Here is a 20,110-nt window from a genome sequence, read left to right on the forward strand (position 1 = left end):
AACGGGCGGGAAACGTCGCAAGGACGGGAGAATGGCCGGGACGGCCGGGTACTGGGAGGCTCCGAGAACGAAGTCATATCAACCTGAAATCAATTGGGGATGTGATCCTACAATTGCAGCAGGCTTTTCTCACAGCGCGAAACTATTTCAAATTCTGTACCCGCCCGTTCCCACAACTGCCTAAATCAACCCACCACCATCGATATCAATGACGCTGGCGGTCATGAAGCCGTTCTCCATGGCCAGCAGATACCCGGCCGCCACTTCATCCGCCGCCCCCACCCGTCCGACCGGCAGGCCCGCGCCGGCGCGGGCGAACATCGCCTGCCGCGACTCGCCGTCCATCCCGGCGTAGGCTTCGGTTTCGGTCAGCCCCGGGCTGACAACGTTGACCCGGCGTGGCGCCAGCTCCTTGGCCAGTTGCCTGGCCAGGGCTTCGAGCGCCGCATTGAGGGTGGTCTTGATCATCTGCCCGGCGACGAACTTGCGTGACAGCAACCCCGAGGTCAGGCTGATGCTGGCGTGCGCAGAAAGGTGCGGCAACGCCAGCTGGATCGCCTGCAAGGCGCCCCAGAACTTCACCTCGAAAGCCTCGCGCGCCAGTTGCAGGTCGCTCTGCGCCAGGGGCCTGGCCTGCACGGCGGGGCCAGCGCTGATCACCAGATGATCGACGGTGCCAACGCCGGCAAACAGCGCCTGCAGCGCCCGGATATCGGTGATATCGGCAACACATGCCTCGATCCCCTCACCCGGGCTTACCGCCTGGCGGCTGGCAACGATGACCCGTGCACCACGTGCCCTGGCCTGGCGCGCTACCGCCGCGCCGATACCGCTGGCGCCGCCGAGCACCAGCACGGTCTGGTGCAACAAGGATTGATGAGCGTTGTACATGATGATCACTGCCTGTGCTTGAAAGTGATTACATCTTGCTCTGCGAGCAATCAGGGAAAAACCAGGCTGTACGCCAAGCACCTGTAACCATTGCTTGAAGATATCCAGGGTAATTTTCTTCAATACCCGGCCATTCGCCGCGCCTTAGGCTGTGTCGGTCTTCCACTGCTGGATACCCCTCATGAGCCTGATGTTATCAATGGCCGCCTTCGCCCTGGCCGCCTCAATCTCTCCCGGCCCGGTCAATATCGTCGCCCTGAGCGCCGGCGCCCGCCACGGCTTTCGCGCCAGCTTGCGGCATGTCAGCGGCGCAACCCTCGGCTTTATTCTGCTGCTGGTGCTGATCGGCCTTGGCTTGCACGAGTTGTTGCGCCATTGGCCGGCCATGACCCAAGTGTTGCACTGGGCCGGCGTGGTGTTCTTGCTGTACATGGCCTGGAAACTGGCCAGCGACAACGGCGAACTGGGCGCTGGCGGCGCTACGAGCGCACCCTCGGTGCTCGCCGGTGCCACCCTGCAATGGCTCAACCCCAAGGCCTGGCTGGCCTGCGTGGCCGGCATCGGCGCCTATGTCGGCGAGGGCGATAGCCGCCGGTTGTGGCAGTTCAGCGCGATCTACCTGGTAATCTGTTTTCTGTCGATTGCCAGCTGGGCCTGGGCCGGCAGTGCAATCAGCCACTCCCTGAGCAATGCCCAGCGTATGCGCCGGTTCAACCGCTGCCTGGCGCTGCTGTTGCTGGCCAGCGCGCTGTACCTGCTAGTGGGCTGAACGATAGTGCCCAGGCGTCGCCGCCAGGTGGCGCTTGAAGGCTCGCTGCAAGTGCGCCTGGTCGGCGAAACCTGCCTCCAGTGCCACCTCGGCGATCAACCGCCCGCGGCGCAACTGGGCACGGGCATACTGCACCCGTTGATCGAGCAGGTAGCCATGGGGCGTCAAGCCGAACTGCTGCTTGAACGCACGGATCAGGTAGGACGCGGACAAGCCGGCAGCGCGGCTGATGTCTTCAAGGCGCAAAGGCTCGGTGCAGTGCGCGCGGATGAATTCGGCTGCGGCCAGCAGGCGCGGGTCGCCCTGGCCCAGCGCGCTTGCGCTTTCGCCCAGGCGCAGGCGCAGTGCGCTGCAAAACACTCGCAGTGCCGCCTCTTTGCCAACTGGCAGCTGCTGCTCATCCAGCAGCACGGCAAACAGCTGCAGCAAATCATCGAACAGCCCCGCCTCGGTGCTGCTGACAGCCGCCAGCGGCGAGAAACCCAGGCCCTGCAACCAGGCCCAGTCGATGAACAGCATCAAGTAGGACCAGGGCTCGCCCGCGATAGGGTTGCAGGTGTGCACCACTCCGGGGTTCATCAGCACCACGGTGCCGGCAGCCACTTGCTGCTGGCGATCGCCACTGATGTAGGTGCTGCGCCCTGCGGTAATCGCACCAATCGAGAAACTCTCGTGCGAATGCGCCGCGTAACAGACCTTGCGACCATCGGCGACGCTGCGCACTTCAACGAAGGGCAGCGCCGGGTCACGCCAGAATCGCGAATTTGCGTGCATAGGCTTCAGCCCTCGGCGTCGTGCACCACCACCAGCAACTGGGCCTGCACCGGCCCCAACGAACGCAGGCGGTGCGGGGTCTGGGCGTTGAAATACAGGGCATCGCCACGCTCGAGGATCACCCGCTCGTTCATGAAGTCGACCTCGACCTGGCCTTCATGGACGAACAGAAACTCCTCGCCAAGGTGCTCCTTGAACGAGGCATCGCTGAACTCCGGCGGCGGGCTGATGATGAACGGCAGCAGGCTGCGGCTGCCGATCTGCTTGGCCAGCACCGAATAACCCGGCCCCTGCCCCGACACCGCCTGGCGTTCATGGCTGCGCACCAGGCTGTAACGGGCCTGGCCTGGCTGGTCTTCGGCAAACAGCTCCTCGACATTGACGTTCAAGGCACGCGCCAGCTTCAACGCTGCAGCGATGGAGGGCGTATTCAAGCCGCGCTCGACCTTGGACAGGTAACTCTTGGTCATGCCAGCCGTATCAGCCAGCGCCTCCAGGGTAATACCCAGTTTTTTTCTCAACAGTTTCAATCGGATAGACATGTGACGCGATTTTCCCAATGCCATGGGCAAGTATTTTCTTGCTAATGACACCTTGTGTCATATAGCCTTGATTGTGTCATTCAGTTGACCACCCCGTCACCTTCCAAGCAACCGGGGTGGGCCAGCCGTGACACTCCATCACGCCACCGAGGATAGCCCCATGGCCAAGACAATGGCACTCCCCAAGGACCAACTGATCCAGCAGGCCCTTAAGCAGATGCAAGGCTCGCTTGCCGATAATACGTGGACTGTGCGCGAAAAGCTGGCACTGACCTGCCGGATTCTGTTCGACAACGGCCACGACTCCGGCCTGGCCGGGCAGATCAGCGCCCGCGGCCCGCAGCCAGGCACCTTCTACACCCAGCAACTGGGCCTGGGTTTCGACGAAATCACCGCCAGCAACCTGTTGCTGGTCAACGAAGACCTGGACGTGCTCGAAGGCCAGGGCATGCCCAACCCGGCCAACCGCTTCCACAGCTGGGTGTACCGTGCCCGCCCGGATGTGCACTGCATCATCCACACCCACCCGACCCACGTCGCCGCCCTGTCGATGCTGGAAGTGCCACTTGAGGTCTCGCACATGGACCTCTGCCCGCTGTACGACGATTGCGCGTTCCTCGAGGCCTGGCCCGGCGTGCCGGTGGGCAACGAAGAAGGCGAGATCATCAGCGCCGCACTGGGCGACAAGCGCGCCATCCTGCTGTCGCACCACGGCCAGTTGTCGACCGGTGCCAGCATCGAGGAAGCCTGCGTGATCGCCCAGTTGATCGAGCGCGCCGCCAAGCTGCAACTGCTGGCCATGGCCGCCGGCAGCATCAAACCGATTGCCCCGCAACTGGGCCGCGAAGCCCATGACTGGATCTCCCGGCCCAAGCGCCACAGCGCCGCCTTCAACTACTATGCGCGCCAATGCCTGCGGGTACATGGCGACTGCCTGAACTGAACCAAGCCTGTCACTGACCTTGCGGAGTAGATTTCATGTCCAAGACTTTTCACGGCATCATCGGCTACACCATCACCCCGTTCAGCGCCGACGGCGAACAGCTTGACCTCGAGGCCCTGGGCCGCTCGATCGAGCGCCTGATCGAGGGTGGCGTTCACGCCATTGCGCCACTGGGCAGCACCGGCGAAGGCGCCTACCTGAGCGATCTGGAATGGCAGCAGGTAGCCGCCTTCAGCCTGCGCCAGATCGCCGGGCGAGTACCGACCATCGTCAGCGTCTCCGACCTGACCACCACCGGTGCCATTCGCCGCGCGCGCTTTGCCCAGGAACACGGCGCCGACGCGGTGATGGTGCTGCCGGCCGCCTACTGGAAGCTCACCGAGGAGGAGATACTCGAGCACTACCGGGCCATCGGCGCCAGCATCGAGCTGCCGATCATGCTCTACAACAACCCGGCCACCAGCGGTACCGACATGTCGGTGGAGCTGATCCTGCGCATCGTGCGCGAGGTCGAAAACGTCACCATGGTCAAGGAGAGCACCGGCGACATCCAGCGCATGCACAAGCTGCAGCTACTGGGTGAAGGCAAGGTGCCGTTCTACAACGGCTGCAACCCGCTGGCCCTGGAAGCCTTCGTGGCCGGCGCCAGCGGCTGGTGCACCGCCGCTGCGAACCTGATCCCGGCCCTCAATCAGCAGCTTTACCAGGCCGTCCAGGCCAACGACCTGGGCACAGCCAAGGCGGTGTTCTACCGTCAATTGCCGCTGCTGGAGTTCATCCTCAAAGGTGGCCTGCCGGCAACCATCAAGGCCGGTCTGGGCATGACCGGTTTGCCGGTGGGTGAGCCGCGGCGGCCGGTATTTGCCCTCGACAACGCAGGTCAGGCGCACTTGCAACAACTGCTCAAACAAATGCTGTAGGACGACCGTAACAACCCGGCACTGCAACAGTGCCGGGGACCGGTGCAGAGTCACCCAGCAGTTCCGGAGAAGTCCGACACTGCTTGAAGAAAGCCCATCTGGGGCTGTTGTCCTGCCGTTTCTATCATCGGCTGCTCTAACCCATGACAGGACAGTCACCATGAGCACCCGACGTTTTTCAGGCTTTACGCTGGGCGTACTCGCCTCGGCCGTATTGATTGCCAGCACGGCATTCGCCGCCCCGCTAACTCGCGACAATGGCGCCCCGGTGGGCGACAACCAGAACTCGCAGACCGCTGGCAGTACCGGCCCCACCCTGCTGCAGGACGTGCAGTTGATCCAGAAGCTGCAGCGTTTTGATCGCGAGCGGGTGCCCGAGCGTGTGGTGCATGCCCGCGGTACCGGTGCCCATGGCGAGTTCACCGCCAGCGCCGATATTTCCGCACTGACCCAGGCCAAGGTATTCACCCCGGGGGAGCGAACCCCGGTGTTCGTGCGCTTCTCCTCGGTGGTGCACGGCCTTCATTCCCCGGAAACCCTGCGCGACCCGCGCGGCTTTGCCACACGTTTCTACACCACTGATGGCAACTGGGACCTGGTCGGCAATAACTTCCCGACCTTCTTCATTCGTGATGCCATCAAGTTCCCGGACATGGTTCACGCCTTCAAGCCCGACCCGCGCACCAACCTTGGCAACGACGCGCGCCGCTTCGACCTGCTCTCGCACATGCCCGAAGCCACCCGCACCCTGACGTTGCTCTACTCCAACGAAGGCACGCCGCTGAGCTACCGGCACATGGATGGCAACAGCGTGCATGCCTACAAGTTCGTCAACCGCGATGGCGAAATCACCTACGTGAAGTTTCGCTGGAAAACCCTACAAGGTCAGAAAAACCTGAGCCCTGGCGAAGTGGCCAAGATTCAGGGGCATGACTTCAGCCACATGACCAACGACCTGGTCAATTCGATCAATCGTGGTGATCATCCGAAGTGGGACCTGTATATCCAGACGCTCAAGCCCGAGCAGCTCGCCGGTTTTGACTTCGACCCACTGGACCCGACCAAGATCTGGCCAGATGTGCCTGAACAAAAAGTCGGGCAGATGGTACTCAACCGCAATGTCGGCAACTTCTTCCAGGAAACCGAGCAGGTGGCCCTGGCGCCCTCCAACCTGGTGCCGGGCATCGAGCCTTCGGAAGACCGCCTGCTGCAAGGCCGGCTGTTCTCCTATGCCGACACCCAGATGTACCGGGTCGGCGCCAATGCCGCCGGTTTGCCAATCAATCAGCCCAGGGTCAGGATCAATAACGCCAATCAGGATGGTGCCCTTAACAGCGCGCGTAGTGTCAGCGGGGTCAACTACGAGCCCAGCCGCCTGATGCCACGCCCCCCGACTGAGTCGGCACGTTACAGCCAGCAACCCTTGAGCGGCAGCACCCAGCAGCAAGGCATCGAGCGTCAGCAGAACTTCAAACAGGCCGGCGAGCTGTTCCGCTCCTATAGCGCCAACGACCGCCGCGACCTGATCAATAGCTTCGGTGGCTCATTGGCCAGCAGCGACGACGAAAGCAAGCACCTCATCCTCGCGTACCTGTACAAGGCCGACCCTGCCTATGGCAAGGGCGTGGCCAAGGTTGCCGGTGGCGACCTGGTAAGGGTCAAGCAACTGGCAGCGCAGCTGCGGGACTGAGCATGCGCTGGCGGTAACTGCCGGGGCTCTCGCCGGTCCATTTCTTGAACGCCCGGTGGAACGCACTGGGCTCCTGGAAGCCGGTGTGCTCGGCGACTTCGGCAATACTCAGGTGCGTCTGGCGCAGGCACTCAAAGGCCATGGCCCGACGCACTTCATCCTTGATCTGCTGGTACGAACGGCCCTCGCGCTCCAGCTGGCGGCGAAAGCTGCTGGGGCTCAGGCCCTGGCGTTCGGCCATGGCCAGCAGGGTCGGCCACTGGCCATACCGGCGGGCACGCAGATAACGGTACACCTGAGCCACCTGGCCATTCTGGTTGCGGTAGCGAATCACCAGCCACTGCGGTGCGCTGCGCAGGAAGGTCTTCAGCGCCGCCAGGTCCTGGACCACCGGCAGGCGCAGGTAATCGGCGGCAAACTCGATCTCGGTACGGCCACCGCCCATCTGCACGTTGGCGCCCCACAGCAACGGGTCATCGTCCTGGGCCGGGCGTGTGTCGGCCAGTGCCGTTCGATCGATGACCACGCGTCGCCCGACCAGCCAGCACGCCAGGCTGATCACCAGGGCGAGAAAGGTTTCCTCGGCGTAGACCCGGGTCAGCGGATCTTCGATGCCAGTGCGCAGGCTGATCACCGCGCGCCCACCCTTGATCGTCAACTGCCCGCGGATATCGCGCAGGAACAACGCAAAGTTGTTCAGGCACTGGCGCAGCGCCCTTTCCAGGTTCGGCTCCTGGATCAGCCCGCGGCAGATCAGGGCAAAGCTGCCCAACGGCATGCCATGGCTGTCGAGGTTGAAGAATTCGTCGTCAAGGGTCTCGATCAGCAGCAACCACAGGCGTGCAAACGCAGACGCTGGCACCCGTGCGCCAGGCGCTTGGAGCACCGCCGGGTCGATTCCGGCTTCGACCAGCAGCGCCGCCGCCCGCGCCGGTTGCGCGCGCAGGGCATGGAGCATGGTATGGACGAAATAGACGGCGACTGTATCGTTTTCCCGCATGGCGGATTCCGCAAGGGTGTGGCAAAAAATACCAGTGTCACTGGACAGTTATGGCATAGGCCCGTACGCAGGCTTTGCCTAGACTCGAAGCCACCCTGAAGGTGGCTGCGGGCAGCATTCTGGCAGACGCCGGGCCTGCCCCGCCACGCTTTCGCACACTGGAGTCGATCATGAGTACCCCGGACATCTATGTAGTCAGCGCTGTACGCTCGGCCATCGGCAGCTTCGGCGGCGCCCTCAAGGACCTGCCCCTGGCGGACCTGGCCAGCAGCGTGACCCGTGCCGCCATCGAACGTGCAGGCGTTGCCCCCGAGCAGATCGGCCATGTGGTCATGGGCAACGTGATTCCGACCGAGGCGCGCGACGCCTACCTGGCGCGGGTAGCGGCCATGAACGCCGGCATTCCCAAGGAAACCCCGGCGTTCAACGTCAACCGCCTGTGTGGCTCGGGCCTGCAGGCCATTGTCTCGGCGGCGCAAAGCCTGCTGCTGGGCGACGCTGAAGCAGTGGTCGCCGCTGGCGCCGAATCCATGAGCCGCGGCCCTTACCTGCTCCCGCAAGCCCGCTGGGGCGCACGCATGGGTGACCTGCAGGGCATCGACTATATGCTCGGCATCCTTCACGACCCGTTCGCCGGCTTTCATATGGGTATCACCGCGGAAAACGTCGCCGAACGCAATGGCATCACCCGCCAGATGCAGGACGAACTGGCCCTGACCAGCCAGCGCCGCGCCGCCCGCGCCATCGCCGAGGGCCGCTTCGCCAGCCAGATCGTGCCGATCGAGATCCCCAGCCGCAAAGGCCCGGTGCGTTTCGAGGTGGATGAACATGTGCGCGGCGAAGTCACCGCAGAGCAACTGGCCGGCATGAAGGCGGTGTTCAAGAAGGACGGTACGGTCACCGCCGGTAATGCCAGCGGCCTGAACGACGGCGCCGGCGCCCTGGTGCTGGCCACAGGTGACTTCGTCAAGCGCCACAACCTGCAGCCGCTGGCACGCCTGGTGGCCTACGCACACGCCGGCGTCGAACCTGAGCTGATGGGCCTGGGCCCGGTACCGGCGACTCGCAAGGTGCTCGACAAGGCCGGCCTGAGCGTTGCCGACCTCGACGTGATCGAATCCAACGAAGCCTTTGCCGCCCAGGCCTGCGCGGTTGCCGGTGAACTGGGCTTCGACCCGGAAAAGGTCAACCCCAACGGCTCGGGCATCTCCCTCGGCCATCCGGTCGGCGCCACCGGGGCGATCATCGCCACCAAGGCCATTCATGAACTGCAGCGCATCCAGGGCCGCTACGCCTTGGCAACCATGTGCATCGGCGGCGGCCAGGGTATCGCCATCGTCTTCGAACGCGTCTGAGCAAGGATTTAAAAGTGAGTATTCAGAACATTGCAGTAATCGGCGCCGGCACCATGGGCAATGGCATTGCCCAGGTCTGTGCGGTTGCCGGTTACCAGGTCACCTTGATCGACGTTTCCGACGCCGCCCTGGAGCGCGGCCTGGCCACCCTGCGCAAGAACCTCGAGCGCCAGGTCAGCAAGCAGACCCTGGCCGCAGAAGATGCCGAAGCCGCCGTGGCACGCATCCGCACCAGCACCGACTACGCGCAACTGCAACAGGCCGAACTGGTGATCGAGGCGGCCACCGAGAACCTCGAGCTCAAGCTGCGCATCCTCAAGCAGATCGCCGCCAGCGTCAGCGACCAGTGCGTGATCGCCACCAACACCTCGTCGCTGTCGATCACCCAGTTGGGCGCGGCGGTCAGCCAGCCGGAGCGCTTTGTTGGCGTGCACTTCTTCAACCCGGTGCCGATGATGGCCCTGGTCGAGATCATCCGCGGCCTGCAAACCAGTGACGCCACCTACGCCAAGGCCCTGGCCCTGACCGAAAAGGTCGGCAAGACCCCGATCAGCGCCGGCAATCGCCCGGGCTTTGTGGTCAACCGCATCCTGGTGCCGATGATCAACGAGGCGATCTTCGTGCTCCAGGAAGGTCTGGCCAGCGCCGAAGACATCGACACCGGCATGCGCCTTGGCTGCAACCAGCCGATCGGCCCGCTGGCCCTGGCCGACCTGATCGGCCTCGACACCCTGCTGGCAATCATCGAAGCCTTCCACGAAGGTTACAACGACAGCAAGTACCGCCCTGCTCCGCTGCTCAAGGAAATGGTTGCCGCCGGCTACCTGGGGCGTAAAAGCGGTCGCGGCTTTTTCACCTACTAGGGAGCCCTGCCATGGACGCCGCTTTGCGTTGTGCGAACTTTGAAGAGCGGCGTGACAAGGCCCTGGAGCTGTTCGCCGAGAAGGGTTTCGGCCAGGTCAGCATGCGCGAACTGGCCGCCCACCTGGGCCTGACTGCAGGCTCCTTGTACCACCACTTCCCGAGCAAGCAGCACTTGCTGTTCGACCTCATCGAGGAGTTGTTCGAGGAGCTACTGGCCACCCTTAACCCGGGGCGGCGCAGCCAGCAGCAGACCCTCGGCGAGGTGATTGCCGCGCACTGGAGCCTGCATGCCGAGCGGCCGCTGCAGTTTCGCCTGGCCGAGCGTGACCTGTGCTGTTTGAGTGTCGAGCAGCAAGCGCGCATCGGCCAACTGCGTCAACAGTATGAAAGCGCCCTGCTGCGCCTGCTGGCGCCCAAGGCAACTCTGCACGGCAAGGCACTGCAAGCCACCGCCCATGTCATCGCCAACCTGCTCAACAGCCTGCCCGGCTGGCTGCAAGCCTCGCAACTGCCCCAGGCCCAGGGCCTGGCGCTGATGGAAAGCATGCTGCTGGGCGGAATCGAGCGGACCCTGCGCGGTGAAAGCCTGAACTCGATGGCCTGACTTACCAGGCGCCATAGGGGATACCGTGGGCGTCGATGTAGGCTTGGGATTCGGGTTCCAGGGGTAGGTAGCCAACGCTGGAGCGCCCCAGGTCCGGTCCCAGTGGCACTATGCGACCGACCGTTCGAGTCACCTTGATGCGCCCAAGGCAAACTCCACGCAGCCAGGTTTGGGCGACACCGCCAGGGGCCAGGCCGATGGTCACGTATGTACGGTAGTTATCGATGACTCGATCATTCAAACGACAATAGGCGCGCTCAGGTTTCAACATGCTGTGGCGCGTTGCCTCAGGAATCTCAATGACTACTTCGTAGGTCTGTGCTTCGGCCAATGATTGCCAGCGAACATAAATCAACTTGGGCAGATCACTGCCCGATACATATTTTCCCGACCCCACTCCCGTGCGCGTTGACCAACCATCCTCAGGCTTGAATGTAAAATCCATTCTGGCGTTCCCGCCCATGACTCGTCTGAACCCGCGGTCCTTGATGTCCAGCACATCGGCAGTCTCAATCCACACGGCCATGTGGGTAGGCGCCACAAAACCCAAATACCATGGGCCAGCAGGCAGCCGAATACTGTCTTGACCTGCACACCCTGCAAGCAGCAAAGCAGTGAGCAGCAGCACGACTCGCCAGGTACTACTCATTGGGTAATGCCGTGCGTTGACCGTTTGCATTCGGCCTATGGATAAACACCACTTCTGTGCTGTCGCGTACTAGATAACCCAGGGGGTTCCAATGGCTGGACAGATGAATGTATCGAGTACGCAATAATGTCTCTTCATCAGGGGTGAGCCCAGTACTGGCCCGATCGCCTAGCGCATAAGCGGTCAGTTTCGCTGCAATCCCCTGAAGCTCATCGGGCAAGTCCGGTTGATCACCAATTTCATGGAACGGCACACCACTTCGTATGCCAAGTTCGCGCATAATGCGCAAATAGACCCACGATAAATCGGCAAACACATCGCGCTCACATCGAATAAAGGCAAATACACGCTTGTACGGGTGTGCGTCTCGATTGGGAATAAAGGGCAGGTCCACCGACCATGTAACTATGTTCATTTGCAACTTCAGGCGTTCCCACTTCGAGCGATTGCGCAAGTAATCTTCCTGTACTTTTAGATAGGACTGGCTCCGTTCGTTGGCCAGGCTACGTAGCTCGACACTGCTACGCGGCCTGGACAGCAAGACTTTTTCTCGCATACGTGGCAGGTAACCTCCACCGACATCAGAGTGCGCACCAGGCACCTCGATATCATTATCGGTTCGGGTCAGAGGGAAATTTTTGCGCCGCTCATCCCTTGCCACCAGTTGTACGACCTTATGGGCAACACCTGCCTTGAGGCCCATTTCCACACCAGAGTAGTTAGCGTTCGCCGGACTGAAGTTACCGCGAAGAACCGCAACAATCGCTGCAACAGAATCAAACAGGCCAATAAACTGAATGCTCAAATGACGTTTTGAGTTCCAGTCGAAGTCATCAGAAAGTTTGACGCGCACCGGCCAGCGTGCAGCCAGACCGCCGCGCTTGCCCCTGTGAAGACTGTTAGCAAAGTGCCTCGCCGCGGCAGCGCCTCGACTGAAGCCAAACAGGTCAAATTGCAGTTCGGATACTTTTGCCTGAGGATTTTCATCAAACCAAATGTTGACCTGATTCAAGACCTCGGCGTGTGCCTGTTCTGCCCGAGCAATCACCCCTGTCCCGTATCGACCGGTTGCCTGAGAAAGAGCGGAATCCTTGCCCCCGCTCGTAGTGCCGACCCCTTCGATATAGACCTTGAGCACCACCTGGCGCCTGCCCTGCTGTTCATCACCCCACACCCGATCCTGATACAACTCATACAACCGCGCGACATTGGTCATGTCATTGCCGTAGCTGTCATCCGGCACACTCCCCTGGCCGTCATAGCCATACCTGGCGCAATGGCGACGCACTTCCTCGGCCTCCTCTGCCAGCTCTACATCGCGGGCAAAACACTGGGCGACGGTGGCGCTGTTGGCGAGGTTGTTACCCGTGCCATCAAAGAACACGCCAATACGCAGGGTGACGCCATTGTCTGCCTCGACCTCTTCCTCCTCTTCTTCGAGGGCAATAGCGGGCGGTAGCGTTCGCCCGGTGGTGGTCAGGCCCATGCGTGCGCGCCGCTGGCTGGCAATCAGCGCGTGGCTGCCATAAGGGCAGGCGCAACGCACCAGGTGACCTTCGCCGGCCACCGCCTGGCCGCTTACCCGGTAGGCCGGGTTGCCCTGGGCAATTTCGCCGGTACGCTGGCAGCGAGGGCAATACACCGGGTCGCCCATGCGGGCGATGGGCCGACCGCCAAGCGGGTGCTTTGCGCAGCCATTGCGTACTTCACCACCGGTGCTGGTGGCGTCTCCCTGGCGAACGATAAAGCGCATGCGCCGACTCCCTGTGGCGACTCACAAGGATGCTATCGGACGCTTTTTACTCGGCGGGGAATATCAGCCAGCCATGCTGGATGGCGTGGGAAGAGTCAGCAGGCTCCTAGCGCAATTGCTCCTGAATCTGCTCGCGCAAGCTGTTCAGGTCGAACGGCTTGGCCAGGATCGGCGCCTTGAAGGCGATCGGGCTGCCTGATTCGCGAATTTCCGCCGGGTAGCCACTGATGAAGATCACCTTCAGGTCCGGGCGCATCTTCACCGCAGGTTCGGCGATCTGCACCCCGGTGATTCCTCCCGGCAAACGAAAATCGGTGACGATCAGGTCCAGGTGCGGCTTGCTCGCGAGAATCTTGAAAGCTTGCTCACCGTTCTCCGCCACCAGCACGTGGTAACCCTCGCCCTTGAGGTAGTCCTCGAGAATCATGCGAATCACTGGCTCGTCTTCGACCACCAGTACTACGTCTTGCGCATCTTCACTCATGCCAATGCCTTGTTCGATAAAATATTCAGCTGTTTGGCTATACGACCCCGGCCTCAGGCAGAGGTTGCCTGGTGCCGGTCATTTTCCCGCAGCGATTGCGGCAGCGGCAGACGCACGGTAAAGGTCGCGCCCGCACCCTCAATGCTGTGCACGCTGATGCTGCCGCCATGGGCCAGCACAATCTGCTCGGAGATATACAGGCCAAGGCCCAGGCCGGCGCTGCTCTGGCTGGAGGCAACCCGCTCGAACTGCTGGAAAATCCGCTGCTGGTTGTGCTCGCTGATGCCGATGCCGTGGTCGCGCACTTCGACGCAGGCCATGCCGCCTTCCTCGAAGGTGCGCACCTGCACCGGGCTTTTCGCCCCATAGCGCAGGGCGTTGGTCAGCAGATTGGCGACCACCTGCTCGATGCGAAACTCGTCCCATACGCCGGCCAGCGGCACGCCGGCGTTGAACTCGATATGCGACTCGGCAGCTGCGGCCTGGGCCTGGAAGTTCTCGATCAAGCCGCCGACCAGTTGCCCGAGGTCGAACTGGCTTGGGCGGATCGACAGCTTGCCGGTGCGGATCCGCGACACGTCGAGCATGTCTTCGATCAAGCGGATCAGGCTGTTGATCTGCCGCTCGTCGCGCTCGACCATGGCGCGCATCTTGTCCAGGGTAAAGGCATCGGCGTTGTCCTTGGCCAAGTGCAGCTTGCGCAACTGGGTTTCCAGAATCAGGCCGTTGAGCGGCGTGCGCACCTCATGGGAGACGATCGACATGAAGTCATCGCGCATGCGCACCGCGTGCTCAAGCTCCCGGCGGGTCACCTGCAACTGGGCCAGCAGCAGTTCCTGCTCTTCGCGGCTGCGCTCCAGGGCTTCCAGTTGCTGGCCGAGGGCCTTGCGCTGGCGGAACAGGTCGACGAACACCGCCACCTTGCTTTTCACCGCCAGGCTGTCCAGCGGCTTGTGCAGGAAGTCCACCGCGCCGCTTTCATAACCCTTGAAGGCATAGTTCATTTCGCGCCCGGCGGCGCTGACGAAGACGATGGGGATGTTCTTGGTCTTCTCGGTGCCGCGCATCAGTTCGGCCAGCTCGAAGCCGTTCATGCCGGGCATCTGCACGTCAAGAATGGCCAGGGCGAATTCGTGCTCGAGCAGCAGCGCCAGCGCCTGGTCGGCGGACTGGGCCTGGTGCACCTCGCGGTCTTCGCCTTTGATCAACGCCTCCAGGGCCAGGAGGTTCTCCGGCAGGTCGTCGACGATCAGCAGTTTTGCTTGTATGTGCCTTAGCATTCTGGGGCTTCCAGGCTGGCGAGCAGTTGCCCGATGCCATTCAAAGGGAGTATGTAGTCGGGCCGATGCAGGGCCAGCGCCGCACGCGGCATGGTCGACACTTGCGCTTCAAGCGGGTCCTGGACAATGGTCCGGCCGCCTTGGCGCTTGATGCAGGCAAGGCCGCGGGCACCGTCCTCGTTGGCACCGGTCAGCAGCACGCCAAGCAGGCTCGCGCCGTAGGCATCGGCGGCCGACTCGAAAAGGAAATCGATTGAAGGCCGGGAAAAATGCACGCGCTCTTCCTGGCTCAACGACAGGCTGTGGTCGCGCTCCACCGACAGGTGATAACCGGGCCCGGCCACATAAATGGTGCCGGGGGCGATGTCTTCCTTGTCGCGCGCTTCGCGCACCGGGCGCTTGAGCCTGCGGGCAAGGACCTCGGCCAGGTGGCTGCGCCGGTCATCCGGCAAGTGCAGCACGCACAGCAGCGGAATGCGAAACGCCGGCGGCAAGGCATGAAACACCGTGAGCAAGGCGCTGACGCCGCCCGCCGAAGCGCCCAGGGTAATCGCCTGAACGCCGTTCATGATTTGCGGTAGATCCGTTCGGGCTTGACCAGCGCCTCGAACTTGTCGGCATAGGCCGAAAAGTCCAGGGTTTCCTTGCTGCCCAGCACCAGGAAGCCGCGATGGCACAATGACTCGTGAAACAGGCCAAACGCGCGATCCTGCAGGGTCTTGTTGAAGTAGATCAGCACGTTGCGGCAGGAGATCAACTGGGTTTCGGAGAACACGCTGTCGGTGGCCAGGCTGTGGTCGGCGAAGGTCACATTGTCGCGCAGGCTGCTGTCGACGATGGCGTTGCCATAGGCCGAGGTGTAGTAGTCGCTGAGCTCGCCGCGCCCGCCGGCCTTGCGGTAGTTGTCACCATACAGGCGCATGTTGTGCATGCTGTAGATGCCCTGCTTGGCCTTCTCCAGGGAGCTGGGGTTGATGTCGGTGGCATAGATGATGGTGCGCTCCAGCAAGCCTTCTTCACGCAGCAGGATGGCCATCGAATAGACCTCCTCGCCGGTGCTGCAACCGGCGATCCAGATCTTGATCGACGGCCAGGTACGCAGCAGCGGCACCACTTCCTGGCGCACTGCAAGGAAGTGCTCGGGGTCGCGGAACATCTCGCTGACCGGGATGGTCAGGAACTGCAGCAACTGCATGAACATGCCCGGGTCGTGCAGCACCCGCTCCTGCAGGGCCGAGACGGTCTTGCAGTCGAACTGGCGCAATGCGTGCTGGATCCGGCGCTTGATCGAGGCGCCGGAGTAATCGCGAAAGTCATAGCTGTACTTGAGGTAGATCGCCTCGATCAGCAGCCGTATTTCAATGTCGGTGTTGCGTTCGATACTCAAATTCGCTCCAGTTGCGGCAGCCAGACACGGATCAGCGAGAACAACCGGTCAAGGTCGATGGGCTTGGCCAGGTAGTCATTGGCCCCGGCCTGCAGGCAACGCTCCTGGTCATCCTTCATCGCCTTGGCGGTGACGGCGATGATCGGCAGTTTGCGCCAGCGCGGGTCCTTGCGGATCAGGCGGGTGGCTTCGTAGCCGTCCATCTCCGGCATCATCACGTCCATCAGCACCAGGTCGATGTCCTCGTGCTGCTCCAGGCGCTCGATGGCTTCGCGGCCATTGCGCCCGATCTCGACAATCGCGCCCTTGTGTTCCAGGGCACTGGTCAGGGCAAAGATATTGCGCACATCGTCATCCACCAGCAGCAGCTTGCGGCCCTCGAAGACCTTGTCGCGGCTGCGCGCGGTCTTGAGCATGCGCTGTCTTTCATGGGACAGCTTGGATTCGACTTTGTGCAGAAAAAGCGTCACTTCATCGAGCAGGCGCTCGGGCGAGCGCGCGCCCTTGATGATGATCGAGCGCGAGTACTTGAGCAGGTCGGCTTCTTCTTCGCGGGTCAGGTTGCGCCCGGTGTAGACGATCACCGGCGGGAACGCGCGGATGTCGTCGTCGGACATGCGCTTGAGCAGCTCGTTGCCGAGCATGTCCGGTAGCTTGAGGTCGATGATCATGCAGTCGTAGATATTCTCGCGCAGCAGGTCCAGGGCCTGCTGAGCCATGCCCACCGCGGTGATCTCGATGTCTTCGTCGCCGATCAGGCGGGCAATGCTTTCGCGCTGCAGGTCATCGTCCTCGACCAGCAGGATGTGCTTGAGCTTCTGGGTCAGCTTGGCTTCCAGGCGCGCGAACACCTGCTTGAGCTCTTCGCGGGTGGCAGGTTTGACCGCGTAGCCGATGGCGCCCATGTGCAGCGCCGCCTCGACCCGGTCCTCGACCGAGATCACATGCACCGGAATGTGCCGGGTGCTGGCCTGCTCTTTAAGGCGCTGCAGCACGGTGAGACCGGAATGGTCCGGCAGGCGCATGTCCAGCAACACCGCATCGGGAATGAAGCTCGCCGCCAGTTCAAAGCCCTCGTCGGCAGCCTGGGCCACCAGGCAGCTGTAGCCCAGTTCGTGGGCCAGGTCGAAGAGGATACGGGCGAAATTCGGCTCGTCTTCGATCACCAGGATCAAGCGGTTGCTGAACGGCGCCTTGTCGCGGTCGTCGGCAAAGCTCGGCGCCGGGCGTGCTAGCGGCGCAGGCGCAACGGGTGCCGGCAACGGCGCGCTGACCAGGCGCGCTGGCTGATGAACGATCTGCACCGGGCTCTGGTCGACAATCGGCTCGTAGCGCTCCGGCAGGACCAGGCTGAACACACTGCCCTGGCCCAGACTGCTGTCGACACTGATCTGCCCGCCCAGCAACTGCGCCAGGTCACGCGAGATCGACAGGCCCAGGCCGGTGCCGCCATACCGGCGATTGGTGGTGCCATCGGCCTGGTGGAAGGCTTCGAAGATGCTCTGCTGCTGGTCGGCGGCGATGCCGATGCCGCTGTCGCGCACCGAGAAGACAATCCCGGCGCCGGGCTGCCAGCCGATAGTGAGGCTGACTTCGCCGCGTTCGGTGAACTTCACCGCGTTGGACAACAGGTTCTTGAGGATCTGCTCCAGGCGCTGGCGATCGGTGTACAGGGTCGCCGGCACCTGCGGCTCGACCGACACCGTAAAGCGCAGCTGCTTCTCGCTGGCCAGCGGCTCGAACAAGTTGCGCAGGCCTTCGCTCAGGCGCGCCACGTGGGTGGTTTCCGGGCGCACTTCAAGCTTGCCGGCCTCGACCTTGGCAATGTCGAGAATATCGTTGATCAGGTTGAGCAGGTCGTTGCCCGCCGAGTAGATCGACTCGGCAAACTTGACCTGCTCGCCGGTGAGGTTCTCTTCGCCGTTCTCGGCCAACAGCTTGGCCAGGATCAGCGAACTGTTGAGCGGTGTGCGCAGCTCGTGGGACATGTTGGCGAGGAACTCGGACTTGTACTTGCTCGAGCGCTGCAGCTCTTCGGCGCGCTCCTGCAGTTCGACCTGAGCCTGGTTCAGCTCGCCGTTCTTGCGGTCCAGCACGTCGCGCTGCTCGGCCAGGGCTTCGGTGCGCTCGGCCAGTTGCTCGTTGGTCTGCTCAAGCTCGGCCTGCTGGGTTTCCAGGTGCGCCTGGGACTCCTTGAGCACCCGCGATTGCTCTTCGAGCTCTTCGTTGGCGGTTTTCAGCTCTTCCTGCTGCACCTGCAGCTCTTCGTTGAGCTGCTGGGTTTCGGCCAGCACTTCCTGCAGGCGCTGGCGGTAGCGGGCGCTCTCGATCGAAGTGCCCATGTTGCCGGCCACCAGCTCGAGGAATTCGATGTCGCGTTCATCCAGGCTGCGCAAGAAGCCCAGTTCGACCACGCCGTTGATCTGCCCGTCGTTGCTGGTCGGCATCACCAGCACGCTGCGCGGCAGGCCCTGGCCCAGGCCGCTGCTGACCTTGAAGTAGTCAGCCGGCAACTCGTCCAGGCGCAACAGGCGCTCCTGCATCACCGCCTGGGCCAGAATGCCTTCGTGGCTGCCGACCAGCTGCTCTTGCCCGGCCTGCTCGGCCGACATACCGTAAGTGGCCACCCGGCGCAGGCCGCCGTGCTCGTCACGGGCGTACATGGCGCCGACAGCACTGCCCAGGTACCCGGCAAAAAAGCGCAGGATGTTGTTGCCGAGCATCGGCAGTGTCAGTTGCCCCAATACCTGGCTGGCCAGCTCGGTCTGCCCGGTACGCAGCCAGGCCTGGCGTTCCAGGCGCTGGTTGGCCCGTTGCTGCGACTCAAGGCTGCTGGCGTAGCTGCCCGACAGCGCCAGCAGGTCGCGGCGCCCCAGGTAGGCCAGCAGGCCACTGAGCAGGATGACAAACACCAGGTATGCCGAAATCGACACGATGGTGGTGGTATTCACCGTGTCGTTGCGGGCCACCCGCAGCTGATGCTCCATGGCAATGAACGCGTCGAACTCCTTGCGGATCTCGTCGGTCAGGCGCTTGCCCCGTCCGGAGCCGACGGCCTCGCGGAAATTACCGTTGTCGCGGCGCAGGCTGATCATGTTTGCGGCGAAGGTGTTCCACTCATCCTGCAGGCCCAGCAGGCGCTGCAGGCGGTCAACCTGCTGCGGGTTGTCGGCCACCAGTTGTTCCAGGCCCTTGATGCCGGCAATCACCTGCGGCTTGGCCACCTCATAGGGGTCGAGAAAGCGCTCCTCGCCGGTGATCAGGAAGCCGCGCATGCCGGTTTCCATGTCGATCGACAGTTTCACCGTCTCGTTGGCGTTGTTGATCACCCGGTCGGTGTGCTCGACCCATTGAATGGCCGACAGCAGGTAGCTGATGATCGTCACGAACACCACCGCACTGAGCAGCCCTACCCCCAGGGGCAGGCCGATGTTGCGGGTCAGCAGCTTGCGAAAGCTGCGCTGATCGATTGAGGCTGGTTGAATCATCTCAAGACGCCCGAGCAAAGGAAGCAAACGAAAGAGTGTGGCGGAATTTTCGAGTAATCGTTCTATTTTCCGCGGGAACGGCCATTCTGCCAGCCCTTCCTACTCCGAGTCTAAACGCCTTTGGCCATTCTGGCAGGGCATTTAGCCAGCATTTGAGAGGTGTCGCGCGCAAACGTTCCCTGCTTTTTCAATGACCGCTATGCTGTTCATTCGGGAGGCTTTTTTCAGCGCAGAGGGAACTTCAGGGCGTGCCCGGCTTACAGATAATGAACAGACTTTTGTACAGGAATACCGCCATGCCGCAGACATCCCCGCCCCTGCTCGTCGTTGAAGATGACGATATCGTGCGCATGCTGACGGTCGAGGTGCTTGAAGAGCTGGGCTATCAGGTGCTGGAAGCGGCTGATGCGCACACGGCGCTGGTGGTTTTGCAAAACACGCAACAATCCCTGGCCTTGATGCTCACCGATGTCGGCCTGCCGGACATGAACGGCAAGGACCTGGCCGTCAAAGCCCGGGAACTGCGGCCGGAGCTGCCGGTGCTGTTTGCCAGCGGCTATGGCGACGTTGACATACCGCTCGGCATGCACCAGATAACCAAGCCGTTCAGCATCGACCAGTTGCGTGACAAGGTGCAGGGTATTCTCCAGGCCATTTAGTGCACCTACCGGCCCGCCCGGAATCTGCTTTAATACGCACTTTTTGCCAAGGTCCCCG

The 20,110-nt window shown here is 62.4% G+C and carries 19 protein-coding genes; 8 read left to right on the plus strand and 11 right to left on the minus strand.

All coding sequences use genetic code 11. The annotated features are described in order from the left end of the window. Positions 1-180: 180 nt before the first annotated feature. Complete coding sequence (locus LOY22_RS14865; RefSeq protein ID WP_258593721.1) at positions 181-891, minus strand: SDR family oxidoreductase; 711 nt, start codon at positions 889-891, stop codon at positions 181-183. A gap of 181 nt (positions 892-1,072) precedes the next feature. Here LOY22_RS14865 and LOY22_RS14870 point away from each other — a divergent pair, with 181 nt between their 5' ends. Further along, positions 1,073-1,660 (plus strand): LysE family translocator, encoded by a 588-nt coding sequence (locus LOY22_RS14870; protein WP_258593722.1) that lies wholly within the window; start codon positions 1,073-1,075, stop codon positions 1,658-1,660. Here LOY22_RS14870 and LOY22_RS14875 read toward each other — a convergent pair. Both LOY22_RS14875 and LOY22_RS14880 read right to left on the minus strand, forming a co-directional pair. After that, on the minus strand, positions 1,649-2,434 hold the full coding sequence (locus tag LOY22_RS14875; protein ID WP_258593723.1) for an AraC family transcriptional regulator: 786 nt from the start codon (positions 2,432-2,434) through the stop codon (positions 1,649-1,651). The two genes, LOY22_RS14870 and LOY22_RS14875, sit on opposite strands and share 12 nt — an antisense overlap. A gap of 5 nt (positions 2,435-2,439) precedes the next feature. After that, positions 2,440-2,976 carry a helix-turn-helix domain-containing protein gene (locus LOY22_RS14880; RefSeq protein WP_258593725.1) on the minus strand — a complete coding sequence of 179 codons (537 nt, stop codon included), beginning with the start codon at positions 2,974-2,976 and terminating at the stop codon, positions 2,440-2,442. 160 nt (positions 2,977-3,136) lie between these two features. Between LOY22_RS14880 and LOY22_RS14885 the strand changes: the two genes are divergently transcribed. The 3 genes from LOY22_RS14885 (at position 3,137) to LOY22_RS14895 (ending at position 6,529) form a co-directional block, all read left to right on the plus strand. Beyond that, a complete protein-coding gene (locus LOY22_RS14885) occupies positions 3,137-3,919 on the plus strand; it encodes an aldolase (protein WP_045198075.1) in 783 nt (260 codons plus the stop codon). Between the two features lie 35 nt (positions 3,920-3,954). Then, a complete protein-coding gene (locus LOY22_RS14890; RefSeq protein ID WP_258593727.1) occupies positions 3,955-4,839 on the plus strand; it encodes a dihydrodipicolinate synthase family protein in 885 nt (294 codons plus the stop codon). A gap of 160 nt (positions 4,840-4,999) precedes the next feature. Then, positions 5,000-6,529 (plus strand): catalase, encoded by a 1,530-nt coding sequence (locus tag LOY22_RS14895; protein ID WP_093381921.1) that lies wholly within the window; start codon positions 5,000-5,002, stop codon positions 6,527-6,529. On the opposite strand, the gene LOY22_RS14900 is transcribed toward LOY22_RS14895, so the two are convergent. Beyond that, positions 6,498-7,529: an AraC family transcriptional regulator gene (locus LOY22_RS14900; RefSeq protein ID WP_258593728.1), complete on the minus strand. Its 1,032-nt coding sequence runs from the start codon at positions 7,527-7,529 to the stop codon at positions 6,498-6,500. The two genes, LOY22_RS14895 and LOY22_RS14900, sit on opposite strands and share 32 nt — an antisense overlap. A 170-nt stretch (positions 7,530-7,699) precedes the next feature. Here LOY22_RS14900 and LOY22_RS14905 point away from each other — a divergent pair, with 170 nt between their 5' ends. The 3 genes from LOY22_RS14905 to LOY22_RS14915 are packed head-to-tail and all read left to right on the plus strand — an operon-like array spanning position 7,700 to position 10,352. Beyond that, the gene (locus tag LOY22_RS14905) at positions 7,700-8,884 is read left to right on the plus strand and encodes an acetyl-CoA C-acyltransferase family protein (protein ID WP_258593729.1); all 1,185 of its coding nucleotides are present in this window, start codon (positions 7,700-7,702) and stop codon (positions 8,882-8,884) included. Between the two features lie 14 nt (positions 8,885-8,898). After that, positions 8,899-9,747, plus strand: a complete 849-nt coding sequence (locus LOY22_RS14910) for a 3-hydroxybutyryl-CoA dehydrogenase (RefSeq protein ID WP_195884325.1) — start codon at positions 8,899-8,901, stop codon at positions 9,745-9,747. A gap of 11 nt (positions 9,748-9,758) precedes the next feature. Next, positions 9,759-10,352 carry a TetR/AcrR family transcriptional regulator gene (locus tag LOY22_RS14915; RefSeq protein WP_045198063.1) on the plus strand — a complete coding sequence of 198 codons (594 nt, stop codon included), beginning with the start codon at positions 9,759-9,761 and terminating at the stop codon, positions 10,350-10,352. Position 10,353: 1 nt separating this feature from the next. Here LOY22_RS14915 and LOY22_RS14920 read toward each other — a convergent pair whose 3' ends face one another. The 7 genes from LOY22_RS14920 to LOY22_RS14950 all read right to left on the minus strand — a co-directional run bounded on the left by LOY22_RS14920 (position 10,354) and on the right by LOY22_RS14950 (position 19,393). Then, positions 10,354-11,001, minus strand: coding sequence for a DUF2931 family protein (locus LOY22_RS14920; protein ID WP_258593730.1), 648 nt, complete (start codon positions 10,999-11,001; stop codon positions 10,354-10,356). Next, entirely contained in the window at positions 10,994-12,754 is a 1,761-nt protein-coding gene (locus tag LOY22_RS14925; protein WP_258593731.1) for a PAAR domain-containing protein, read from the minus strand. The genes LOY22_RS14920 and LOY22_RS14925 overlap by 8 nt, the downstream gene beginning before the upstream one ends. 106 nt (positions 12,755-12,860) lie before the next feature. After that, entirely contained in the window at positions 12,861-13,238 is a 378-nt protein-coding gene (locus LOY22_RS14930) for a response regulator (RefSeq protein ID WP_093381910.1), read from the minus strand. 53 nt (positions 13,239-13,291) lie between these two features. Further along, complete coding sequence (locus tag LOY22_RS14935; protein WP_045198057.1) at positions 13,292-14,518, minus strand: hybrid sensor histidine kinase/response regulator; 1,227 nt, start codon at positions 14,516-14,518, stop codon at positions 13,292-13,294. Then, on the minus strand, positions 14,512-15,087 hold the full coding sequence (locus LOY22_RS14940) for a chemotaxis protein CheB (protein WP_195884329.1): 576 nt from the start codon (positions 15,085-15,087) through the stop codon (positions 14,512-14,514). Before LOY22_RS14940 ends, LOY22_RS14935 begins: the two co-directional genes overlap by 7 nt. Continuing rightward, entirely contained in the window at positions 15,084-15,905 is an 822-nt protein-coding gene (locus LOY22_RS14945) for a protein-glutamate O-methyltransferase CheR (protein ID WP_045198052.1), read from the minus strand. Before LOY22_RS14945 ends, LOY22_RS14940 begins: the two co-directional genes overlap by 4 nt. After that, positions 15,902-19,393 carry a response regulator gene (locus LOY22_RS14950; RefSeq protein WP_258593732.1) on the minus strand — a complete coding sequence of 1,164 codons (3,492 nt, stop codon included), beginning with the start codon at positions 19,391-19,393 and terminating at the stop codon, positions 15,902-15,904. Before LOY22_RS14950 ends, LOY22_RS14945 begins: the two co-directional genes overlap by 4 nt. A gap of 296 nt (positions 19,394-19,689) precedes the next feature. Between LOY22_RS14950 and LOY22_RS14955 the strand changes: the two genes are divergently transcribed. Further along, positions 19,690-20,052: a response regulator gene (locus tag LOY22_RS14955; protein ID WP_093381907.1), complete on the plus strand. Its 363-nt coding sequence runs from the start codon at positions 19,690-19,692 to the stop codon at positions 20,050-20,052. Positions 20,053-20,110 lie beyond the last annotated feature (58 nt).

Source organism: Pseudomonas sp. B21-035, assembly GCF_024748945.1.
Taxonomy (GTDB): Bacteria; Pseudomonadota; Gammaproteobacteria; order Pseudomonadales; family Pseudomonadaceae; genus Aquipseudomonas.

Coding starts and splice junctions, on each gene's coding strand:
- LOY22_RS14870 (WP_258593722.1), top strand. CDS start 1,073: ATGAGCCTGATGTTATCAATGGCCGCCTTCGCCCTGGCCGCCTCAATC.
- LOY22_RS14940 (WP_195884329.1), bottom strand. CDS start 15,087: ATGAACGGCGTTCAGGCGATTACCCTGGGCGCTTCGGCGGGCGGCGTC.
- LOY22_RS14895 (WP_093381921.1), top strand. CDS start 5,000: ATGAGCACCCGACGTTTTTCAGGCTTTACGCTGGGCGTACTCGCCTCG.
- LOY22_RS14900 (WP_258593728.1), bottom strand. CDS start 7,529: ATGCGGGAAAACGATACAGTCGCCGTCTATTTCGTCCATACCATGCTC.
- LOY22_RS14890 (WP_258593727.1), top strand. CDS start 3,955: ATGTCCAAGACTTTTCACGGCATCATCGGCTACACCATCACCCCGTTC.
- LOY22_RS14950 (WP_258593732.1), bottom strand. CDS start 19,393: ATGATTCAACCAGCCTCAATCGATCAGCGCAGCTTTCGCAAGCTGCTG.
- LOY22_RS14885 (WP_045198075.1), top strand. CDS start 3,137: ATGGCCAAGACAATGGCACTCCCCAAGGACCAACTGATCCAGCAGGCC.
- LOY22_RS14875 (WP_258593723.1), bottom strand. CDS start 2,434: ATGCACGCAAATTCGCGATTCTGGCGTGACCCGGCGCTGCCCTTCGTT.
- LOY22_RS14955 (WP_093381907.1), top strand. CDS start 19,690: ATGCCGCAGACATCCCCGCCCCTGCTCGTCGTTGAAGATGACGATATC.
- LOY22_RS14905 (WP_258593729.1), top strand. CDS start 7,700: ATGAGTACCCCGGACATCTATGTAGTCAGCGCTGTACGCTCGGCCATC.
- LOY22_RS14925 (WP_258593731.1), bottom strand. CDS start 12,754: ATGCGCTTTATCGTTCGCCAGGGAGACGCCACCAGCACCGGTGGTGAA.
- LOY22_RS14935 (WP_045198057.1), bottom strand. CDS start 14,518: ATGCTAAGGCACATACAAGCAAAACTGCTGATCGTCGACGACCTGCCG.
- LOY22_RS14865 (WP_258593721.1), bottom strand. CDS start 891: ATGTACAACGCTCATCAATCCTTGTTGCACCAGACCGTGCTGGTGCTC.
- LOY22_RS14915 (WP_045198063.1), top strand. CDS start 9,759: ATGGACGCCGCTTTGCGTTGTGCGAACTTTGAAGAGCGGCGTGACAAG.
- LOY22_RS14920 (WP_258593730.1), bottom strand. CDS start 11,001: ATGAGTAGTACCTGGCGAGTCGTGCTGCTGCTCACTGCTTTGCTGCTT.
- LOY22_RS14880 (WP_258593725.1), bottom strand. CDS start 2,976: ATGTCTATCCGATTGAAACTGTTGAGAAAAAAACTGGGTATTACCCTG.
- LOY22_RS14930 (WP_093381910.1), bottom strand. CDS start 13,238: ATGAGTGAAGATGCGCAAGACGTAGTACTGGTGGTCGAAGACGAGCCA.